Here is a 9899-nt window from a genome sequence, read left to right on the forward strand (position 1 = left end):
GGCTGTCGGCCTTGCTCCACGGGACCTGCCCCTCGTGATCATGCGGCGAGGCCAGATTGTGGGCGTGAGCGCGCAGGGCCACCTGACGGTAGAGACTGCCGCGCATCCGCCCCATGGCCCGCATCGCGGTTTTCAGAACGGGCGAAGAGATCGGATCGGCGGCGAATCCGCCCGACAGCACCAGGCCTTTCAGGCCGCGCGGTCGGCGGACGGCCAGCGCGAGCGCGACATTCGCGCCGAAGGAATCGCCGATCAGTACGAACTCCCGCAGATCCGCGACCACTTCGGCCACGGCATCGGCATAGGTCTCCATGTCGGCGACGGCTTCGGGGAGCCGCATTGTGCGCATGGAATGGGCGGCCAGTGGCGTGAGTTGCTCGATATCCCACGGGGCGCCGGAGAAGCAGGGAACAAGGACGAGAGTCGGTTCGGTCATGGATTTAGATTACACGACATACATGTCGTGTAATCTAAATAGTGATTCAGGTCACGGCGATTCAGATGGTGGGCGCGTGCGGGGCGCGGGGTGGTGGGGTGGGACGATTGCCGCGTGCCCGCCGTCCGTCGTCTCCCCGTTGTGGCGGATCTGACGTTGGTAACGGCGGGGGCGATGACGGCCAATGTGGCGGGATATCTGCTGCAGATGCTGGCCAGCCGGTGGTTGGGGGTCACCGGATACAGCGAATTCGCCAGTCTGCTCGCGGTGCAGCTCTTGTGCGCGGTACCCGCCCTTGCACTCCAGAACGTGGTTGCCAGGGAACTGGTGCGCGGGTCGAGCGTGGCCGCACTGCGCGGGTTGCAGTGGCGGTGTGCGGTGATCGTCGCTGTAGCCGCCGCGGTGCTGGTACCGGTTGTGACGGCCGTACTGAATGTCGGCGTACTCGCCGGTGCAGCCGCCCTCGGCGCGGCCCCCGCCTTGGTCCTGCTATCCGGTGAACAGGGAATCCTGCAGGGCAGCAGACGTTTCCGAGCCCTGGCCGTAGTCCTGGGCGCGGCCGGGGTAGCGCGTGTGGTCCCGGCGTTGGTGGTCCTCGCGGCGGGTGGCGGCACAGCTCCCGCGCTGTGTGCCGCCGCCGCGGGAATCGTCGTCGCCGCCGCGTTCGCCCGCTCCACCGCAGGCTCGCCCCCGGTACGCACTCGCCCCGCTGTCGCCCCCGCGACGGAACGGTCGCCGGACGTTATCTCCGAAGGCGCTGCCGCCGAAGGACCGATGCCCGGATTCACAGCTCAAGTTGTGCGTTCCGCCGGAGTACTGCCGGTGTTGCGGGCGGCGCAGGTGCAGGCGGCGTTGATGGCATTGTCGTCGGCGGATTTGATCGTTGCGCGAATAGTTTTGGCCGAGGCGGATGCGAGCCGGTACGCGCTGGGGGCGATCGCGGCGAAAATCGCGTTCTGGCTGCCGCAGGCCGTGGGAGTCGTGCTGTATCCGCGGATGGCGCAGCCGACGCATTCGGCGCGTGCGATCCGGGATGCACTGGCGGTGCTGTCGGGCATCGGAATCGTGGCGGTATCGGGCGCTGCCCTGGCGGCACCGCTCGCGCCATTGTTCGCGGGTCAGGATTACGCGCCGATCCAAGGCTTGCTGTGGTTGTTCGCCCTACAGGGAGCCGTACTGGCGGTGCTGCAGGGTGCACTGCTTTCGGCGATCGCGGTGGACCGCACCGCCCTCGCCGCGGTGACCTGGCTCGGCCTGCTGGTCGAGGTGGTCCTCATGGCCTGCTTCGCCCGCTCGGTACCGACGCTGATCACCACCGCGGTCTGTGTCGCGGCCGCTACCACAACGCTCGTGGCGGTGATCGTGTTGCGTACTGCCGACCGCTCCGGGACCGCCGGACCGCCGGACGCATCCAGCTGATCACGCGCTAGCCGAGCGCCGGGCCGACCATACGCGCGTCGTAGAGCCGTCGACTCGCCTAGCATCACCAGCATGATCACCGCTGTGCACACGTTGGTTTACGCGGAGGATCCGGACGCGGCCCGCGCCTTCTTCCGTGACGTTCTCGGCTGGCCGAATGTCGACGCCCACGACGGGTGGCTCATATTCGGGGCGGGGCCGAGTGAGCTCGGGGTGCATCCGGCGGATGGGCCGCCGCGTCACGAGATTTCGTTGATGTGCGATGACCTCGAGCAGACGATGGCGGAATTGGGCGGGCGTGGGGCGGAATTCGTGGGTGAGATCGCCGAGCGGGGTTTCGGGCGCTGTATCGATATGAAGATTCCCGGCGCGGGAGTGCTGCTGCTGTATCAGCCGTCGCATCCCGTTGCCTATCCGCTGGGTCCGTCCGCGCCCTGAATCGACCTACGCGAAAACGAACTCGGCTCCCCGGCATAACGCCGGGGAGCCGAGTGGTCGGACTGACGATCAGAGATTCTTCTGGATCCTGATCTGCTCGGTCGGAGCATCATCCCTGCCGCGACCCGGCCCACGCCGACCCGCACCGTCCCCGCCGCGGATCCCGAGGAACACACCGCCGACCACGGCGGCGACGCCGAGCACACCGAGCACGATCGGCATGATCCGGCCGTACAGCGACAGCTTGTCGATGTTCTCCTTGGCCACCGAGATCTGCGATTCGATGGTGTTCTCGTCGAAGACGAGGTGCGACTTCAGCGCGGTGACGTCCGGGTGGTCGCCGCTGCGCGCGTAGTACAGGTGGATCTGCTCGCCACCCTTGATCACGGTGCCGGTCTGCGGCTCGACCCACAGGTCGCGGGTGTCGGTGTAGAAGCGGGTCATGGTGACCGGGTCATCGCCCTCGAGGCCCCACTTCGAGGCGGGCAGGCTCAGCTTGTTGGACGGCGACTGGATCACGTCCCACAAGTTGGTGGCCGGGACCGACATCTGGAAGTGGTAGACCTTCATGTCGTTGATCTCGGACTCTTCGATGAACTTGGCGTCGTAGGACTTACGCGCATTGACATCGAAGTACGGGTAGGTCTTCTTCTCGGTGCCGATCGGGAAGCGGTACTGCAGACCGGTGTGCTGGACCGGGTCGGCGATGCTCTGCATGTCCTTGTTCACCGTGACGGCGATGGAGCCGTTGGGGTCCTTGGCCACCGGCGCGCCGGTCTTGCGGTCGATGGTGACCCGGTCGACGGTCGCGGTGAGCAGGCCGGTGTCGCCCTGCTTATCGATGCGCCGCAGGGTCTGACCGGCCTGGACGGTCATCTGGGTGGCATCGGAGGGCTCTTCGACGGTGAGGAACCGCTGCGAGATCAGCGGCACATTCGTGTCGATCTTGGCCGCGCCCTCCGGTGCGGTGAGCGACTTGGCGTCCAGGACCAGGCTGTCCTCGCCCGGCTGGTTCGTCGCGATCGTGGTGATCTCGAGATCGAGTGGAGTTTTCGCCAGTTTGCTGACGGTGTAGGTCGGGATCATCACCGCGGCGACGATCAGCAACGCACCCAGACCCACGAGCAGGCAGGCCACCGTCCTTCTGGTTCCGGCACTCAGTGCCATGCAAACTCTCCTCGTCGTAGAACACAGGTCTGTCGGCGAGTACTGCGGGCACGCCGCGGCACTCGTGAGCCCCGACACTAACAGCCCGATGTCGTACCATGCGGTGCCGAGGCCGGATTCGACCCAGAAATCGCCCGAGTCTAACGCGAAATCTGAAACGTGGGGTTACCAGCTGGTAGGACATCCTGCAGACTGGAGTCCGATGACCGCCACTCTTTCCGCGCCGACCACCGACGCACCCGCGCGTACCCGCGGTTTCGTGCCTGCCTTGGAAGGTATGCGCGGCATGGCCGCACTCGGTGTGCTGCTGACGCACGTCGCATTCCAGACCGGCGCCGCGAATACGCCTGTGCTCGGGCGGATTTGGGAACGGTTCGATATGGCGGTCGCGGTGTTCTTCGCGCTGTCCGGATTCCTGCTGTGGCGTCCGCATGCGGCAGTCGCGCGCGGACTGGGCACCGCGCCGTCGGTCGGCCATTATTTGCGGCATCGGGCGGCGCGCATTCTGCCCGCGTATTGGGTGGTCGTCGCCGCGGTGCTGATCCTGGTGCCGAGTGCGGCCGATACCGCAGGCCTGCGGGTATGGGCTTCGAATCTGGCGTTGACGCAGGTATTCGTGCCGCTCACGCTCACCGATGGACTCACCCAGATGTGGAGTCTGTCCGTCGAAGTGGCCTTCTATGTCGCGCTGCCGCTGCTGGCATTCGCGGCGGTGCGGTTGCGTGGCGATGCCGCGCGCTGGCGCATCCCCGTGATTCTCGCGCTCGCGGTGGTGAGCCTGGGCTGGAACTTCATTCCGGTGCCGACTCCCGACGCCATTCACGCCGATAATTGGCTGCCCGGATATCTGCCGTGGTTCGCGGGCGGCATGTTGCTCGCCGAACTGGTCGACAATAGGGATCAGCTATCACCGCGGCTTCGGCTGCTCGCCAATCAGCCGATGATGTGGAGCATCGCGCTGGTCGCGTTCCTGATCTCCGCCACCGACCTGGGCGGTCCCGCCGGGCTGACGCGGGCCGAGCCCTGGCAGTACGCGGCGAAGATGGGTTTCGGCGCGATCATCGGTTTCGCGCTGCTCGCTCCGCTGGTGCTGCGCCCGCCCGGCGCGCGTCCGCATCGCTGTTTGGAATCCGGGGTCGCCGCGATGATCGGGCGCTGGTCCTACGGCATCTTCCTCTGGCATCTCGCGGTGCTCTCGGTGGTCTTCCCGATTTTCGGAATCCTGCCGTTCGGCGGCAACTTCGGCAAGGTGCTCATCCTGACGATCGCGATCACCCTCCCGATCGCCGCGGCCAGCTATGCCCTCATCGAGGAACCGGCGCGCCGGTTCGCGCGTGATCGCGATCGTGCGAAGGCCGCGCGCTCGGCTGCGACCGCGGCGGAAGCGCGCGACCAGACGGCTGGCTGACCGGATTCGGGCCTGAGTGAATTGCTCACGCCCGGTGACTGTGAGCTGGTTGCCGCAGGACTCGGCGTCGCTGGATCGGCGGTTGTGATCAGCTGTCGAGCTGGCGACGGATGTCGAGCAGATGGTGCCGGAGCTCGTGCAGCGTGTGCAGAGCGAGCCAACGCAGTGGACGTTCCTGGCGCTGCGGGAAGTTGTAGATGATGGTCCGGTCCCAGTCGGCGCGTGTCAGCCGATCGAGGACGTTGGCAAAGAGCAGGGCCGCATCGTCGAGTTGGCGGGCGACATCGGCCGGGTGCTGCTCGTTGTACCCGTCGTGCTCGACGCGTTCATCGCGACCCATCGGCTCGAGCGCGGGAGTATCGACCCGGCGCGCGAGCAACACCCGTTCCCGTTGTGCGAGCAGGACATCCCGCACATGGCAGGCATACTCCAACGGCGACCACACATCCGGCGCGGTGCGCTGCCGAAGTACCCGACCGTCACCGGCGAGCAGTGCCGCATATTCCGCTGCGTGGCCCCTGGTCAGCGCCGACACCTCGGGAACCAAGGCAGGGGCGTACTCGAATCCGCACTCGGCGCAGTCCGTCACCTGTTCGAGGCTATTCCCTCAACGATGTGCACGCCGGGCGGGCAGAGCGGCGATGCCGACGGCGATCACGGCGAGCAGTGCGGGTACTTGCACCCACAGCGAGCCGCCCATGTACCCGCCTGCGGCGCGCCATGGTCCGGTGGACAGGGCTGCCGCCGCGGTGGCGGTGCCCAGGCCCGCGACGGCGGTGAGGACTTTCGGCGTCACCCGTGCGGAGAACCGAGTGGCGGCGAGCGCGACAACGGTCAGCGCGGTGCCGACCGGCCCGGCGATGACTGTTGCGGCAGCGGCGATTCCGAGCGCGCCGAGAATGCGATTGCCCCAGGTGGTCGGGGGTGACGCGCCGTCGGCGGTGTGATCGGCTGCGTGCACGTTGGAGTCGGCACGGCTGCGCTTGCCAGGCGGATTCCGAGTGGCGTCTGTGCCCGCGGGTGCATTCGGCTCCGGGCCAACGGTTGCCGGGGTCCGGCGCTTGCGGGGGATGGCGATCAGGATCAGCGGGATGAGCAGCAGCAGGCCGCCGAAGATGCTGAGGCGGTACCAGCGGTCGATGGGGAATGAGACGGTGACGGGACTCGAGTAGTTGTCCGGGAGCAGCCAGCCTTGCTGCCAGCCGTTGACCACGACCGGCTCGAGTTCTTTGCCGTCGGCGGTGCGCGCCTGCCAACCGGCATTGGTACTGAGCGGCAGGACGAGGAGCTGTCCCGATGTCGCAGTGGGCGCAACGGCGAAATCGGTGCGGTTCAGGCGAAGTCGGTCGACGAAGAAAAGATCCGTCGGTGCGACCGTCACGTCCGCTCGCCCCGCGGCCAACGCGATCGAGTCGGTGGATTCGAGACCGGTGTCGGCCGCATCCGGTGTGCGAGCTGTATTCGGGCCATTTCCGGGTGCGGGACGGGCATTCCCGGTGTTCGCCAACTCGGGCGGAAGTTCCGAATCCGCGCAAACACGAGCGGGAACCGGTGCACCAGAGCGCAATTCATCAGCGGTCGCGGTGACGGATGTATGCACGAATCGTCCACCGAATGCAATCGTCGGCCCCTGCGCACACGGGACGGTGATCAGCCGATCCCCCGGGGCGGGCGCGGGGTAGTCGGGGCCGAGTACCGATACCTCGGCGAGACCGGGCGGCTGCGTCTGGGCGAACCCGAGGGCGGTGCGGTCGAGTACCGGCCGCCAGGTCTGGATGCTCAGTTCGATGCGGTCGGTCACGGTGGGCTGCAATGAGACTCGGGTCGATTCGCCCGGTTCGATCTCGCGAACCTGTGGGCCGTTGCCGAGATTCACGACTATCGAAAGCGGTGCGGCGGGCAGTTCGCCGAGTGACGGTGTCACGTCCAACCCTGTCACCAGCGCGGGTTCGGGCAATTCCAGTGTGAGTGTCGGTTTGCCGCCCGCCAGATTCCGTACGGAATCCTCCGGCGCGGTCCAACTCGTGCGCGGATCCCCATCGGTGGCCGCGAAGGCGGAACCACGAAGGTCGCCGACGTCTGCCTTACCGCGGGCGACGGGACGCGTGTGGTCGGTGAGCAATGCCTCGAGTGCTGGACCCTGTCGAGTCCGCACGGTCAACTGCGGCGTCACACTGACTGGTTCTGGTACCGACAAGGTGCGTTCGAAGGCGCCGGGTTCCTCCGGTGCCAGGGCGAGTCCCTTGCTGCACCGCACCCGGTCCGGCGCATCGAAGCACGCACTGCGCCCGGGAAATTCCTGACCGAGATCCCAGGCCCGCACCTGCGCGCCCGCCGGGGTGGGCGGCAGCACGGTCCGATGCCGAATATCGACCCGCACCGGCGCACTTCGGTCGGTGTAGTCGTCCAGAGTCAGCTCGCTGATTCCGAATTGCCCACCGCGCGTACCGTCCTCGGTGCGGATGGCGGTGATGGTGAGCCAGTCGGTCTTGCCCGCTGGCAGCGAAATCGACACCGGCATGCCAGGTTCGGGAATCCGCGCGGACACACTCCCGTTGGCGGTCCGCACCTCGACCCACTTCACCGGATCGCCGATCGCCGCCGCGCTGGTGGTCAGCTCGAGTAGTCCGGAGCTGATCGGATGGTCGAGATCGAGCCGAAGCCATTGTCCCAGCGCGTGTTCGGCGCCATTGCTGATCCACGCGGTCGACGGATCACCGTCGACAACCGCGGCCGTCGAACTGCCCGGCGCGGAGCCGCCCAACTGCGTGGCGTCGGCGGCGGAACTCGATGCGGTGACCGTCGCACCCGACCATTCCCCGCGCACCAATTCCGCACCGGGAACGGCATAGTCGGGCACAAGGTTGTGCGTGCGGCGCGCATCGTCGGGAGCGCGCAGCGCCGAATTGTGATTGTCGACCCGACCGAAGTCGGCCTCGCGGTCCATCGGCGTATCCGTCACAGTCAACGGCCCGATCGGCAATCCGGCCGCCGCCGCATCGGATGCGAGAAGTGTCGGCGCGGTTCCGGGATCGCGACGCAACCGTTCGAGCACTTCCGGCCCGCCCTGAACCGTCCCGACCGAGGTCATGGGCACCGTGTAGGCACCGGGGAATGATGTCGGCGCGCCTGTGCCGCTCTTGATCTCGATCGGCGTGCCCACCGGCGCTGCCTCGACGCGATAGATCTCGACCGCCCGATACGCGGGGCGCAGATCACCATCGGCGACCAGACCATCGGGTCTGACAGTCGCGATCGGGTTGCCGAATTCGGCCACCTTGCGTATCCCCGGCGACCCGTCGATCGCCTGATGCGCCAGCATCGGCCGGGTCGAACGCGACGTCTCCGGATCGAGATCGTTGCGCAACACCAGAATTCCGATGCCCTGCTCGACCAGCGTCGCGGCGAGACCCGTCGACGGCCTACCGTCGGCGATCAACCGCTGCACCGAATCCATGGCCCGGATGGTGCCCGGCGGATTCAGCGGCACCGCATCCCGGATAGCCCACGGCGAACTCGCGAGCGCCTGCAGCGGTTCGTCGCGGGTGAGGCCCCACACCTGACTGCCGAAGGGTGCGCCGGGCACAACCAGCGCTCGGGTATCGGAGGCATTGTGGGACAACCACCGCGCCGTCTGCTTCCAGTACTCGGGCACTTCGTCGTAGGCGCCGCGCGGCGCGAGCTTCGCGGTCCAGGCCAATGAGGTGGACAGCGCGAGCGCGGTGAGGATCAAGGCGGCGACGGCGACCGACCTATCGCGTTCGGGATGTGCGAAGGCGCTGCGCCACACCGGCATCGGGACGGACGCGGGCAACGGCACCTTGCTCAACAGATGAGCGAGACCGAGCACCAACGGAATTCGGATCAGCGGTTCCAGCTTGTGCACATTGCGCAGCGGCGCGCCCCCGGCATCCAGGAATACCCGCACCGAATCCGCGAACGGCCCGCTCAACTCACCGACAAATCCGGCACAGATCCCGACCAGCCCGACCAGCAGAATCAGCGCGAGCCGCCCGCGATACGGCATGGACCGCATCGCCAATCCGGCCATACCCGCCGCCGCGAGCAGTCCGGTGGCCAGCACCGCGGCGGGCTGGGTCACCAGCACCGCGCCCGCGATCCGCTCCGGCGAGACGAACGGCGTCCAACTGTCGGTGCCGCGCAGCACTTCACCGAGCGAGGCCCACTGCGTGGTCACCCCTGACGATTCGATGTAGTCCAGGAACGGCGGACTCACCTTGCCGAGCAACAGCAACGGCACCGCCCACCAGAATGTGGCCAGCACCAGCAGCGGAATCCAGGCCCGGGTGAACCGCCACCACTTCCGGTTCGGTCGATACGACGCCCACCACAGCAGCGCGGGCAGAAATGCGGCGACCGTCGCCACCGCATTGACCGCACCCATCAACGCCAAGGCCAGCGCACTACCTGCGGGCGAGGACGCACCGCCGCGCCGGTTCCGGTAGGCGGTGCCCAGCGCGGCGGGCGCGAGCAGCACCCACGGCGCGAGCACCATCGGCAGTGTCTCCGAGGAGATCGAACCGAGCGTGGTCAGCACCCGCGGTGACAGTGCGAATGCGGCCGCCGCCACGATCCGCGATCCGCGTGCGCCGATGCCGAGCGCTTCGCAGAGCCGCACGATGCCCCAGAACCCGGCGAGCAGCAGCAACGCCCACCAGATCCGCTGCGTCACCCAGGCGGGCAGACCGAGTACATGTCCGGCCGAGAAGAACGCGCCGTGGGGGAAGAAATATCCGTAGGCCTGGTTCTGCACCTGCCCCATCGGGGCCTGACTGCTCCACAGGTGCGCGGCACGTTCGAGGAAACCCAGCGGATTCTGCGCCAGGTCGTATTTGGTGTCGGCGACCGTCAGGCCGGGCGCCTGGAGAAAGGTGAGCAGGAACGCCGCGACCACGGTCCCGACGAACCAGCCTCGGCCCAGCGGGGCGCTGTCGTGTCGCCGCGCCGCGCCGCAGGAACCGAACGAGTCGGTAGGCGAAGCAGCAGGCTGTGCCGAATCTGCGGCGCTCA

General features: G+C 67.4%; 7 protein-coding genes. 3 read left to right on the forward strand and 4 right to left on the reverse strand.

Translation table 11 applies throughout. The annotated features are described in order from the left end of the window. The coding region (locus NP3_RS37205) for an alpha/beta fold hydrolase (RefSeq protein WP_174566303.1) at window positions 1-436 on the reverse strand (436 nt) is incomplete at its 3' end. A 174-nt stretch (window positions 437-610) separates the two neighbouring features. Between NP3_RS37205 and NP3_RS37210 the strand changes: the two genes are divergently transcribed. Then, entirely contained in the window at window positions 611-1855 is a 1245-nt protein-coding gene (locus NP3_RS37210; RefSeq protein ID WP_245721264.1) for a polysaccharide biosynthesis protein, read from the forward strand. Between the two features lie 72 nt (window positions 1856-1927). After that, the gene (locus NP3_RS37215) at window positions 1928-2293 is read left to right on the forward strand and encodes a VOC family protein (RefSeq protein ID WP_063046410.1); all 366 of its coding nucleotides are present in this window, start codon (window positions 1928-1930) and stop codon (window positions 2291-2293) included. 69 nt (window positions 2294-2362) lie between these two features. Here NP3_RS37215 and pgfA read toward each other — a convergent pair whose 3' ends face one another. Then, window positions 2363-3460: a cell envelope lipid trafficking protein PgfA gene (gene pgfA / locus NP3_RS37220; protein WP_063046411.1), complete on the reverse strand. Its 1098-nt coding sequence runs from the start codon at window positions 3458-3460 to the stop codon at window positions 2363-2365. A 202-nt stretch (window positions 3461-3662) separates the two neighbouring features. Here pgfA and NP3_RS37225 point away from each other — a divergent pair, with 202 nt between their 5' ends. Next, window positions 3663-4868 carry an acyltransferase family protein gene (locus NP3_RS37225; RefSeq protein WP_063046412.1) on the forward strand — a complete coding sequence of 402 codons (1206 nt, stop codon included), beginning with the start codon at window positions 3663-3665 and terminating at the stop codon, window positions 4866-4868. 88 nt (window positions 4869-4956) lie between these two features. Here NP3_RS37225 and NP3_RS37230 read toward each other — a convergent pair whose 3' ends face one another. Together NP3_RS37230 and NP3_RS37235 are read right to left on the reverse strand one after the other, a co-directional pair. After that, window positions 4957-5457 (reverse strand): DinB family protein, encoded by a 501-nt coding sequence (locus NP3_RS37230; RefSeq protein WP_084509515.1) that lies wholly within the window; start codon window positions 5455-5457, stop codon window positions 4957-4959. 18 nt (window positions 5458-5475) lie between these two features. After that, window positions 5476-9783 carry an alpha-(1->3)-arabinofuranosyltransferase domain-containing protein gene (locus NP3_RS37235; protein ID WP_084509516.1) on the reverse strand — a complete coding sequence of 1436 codons (4308 nt, stop codon included), beginning with the start codon at window positions 9781-9783 and terminating at the stop codon, window positions 5476-5478. Window positions 9784-9899: the final 116 nt, after the last annotated feature.

This window comes from Nocardia pseudovaccinii NBRC 100343, from assembly GCF_001613225.1.
GTDB lineage: Bacteria > Actinomycetota > Actinomycetes > Mycobacteriales > Mycobacteriaceae > Nocardia > Nocardia pseudovaccinii.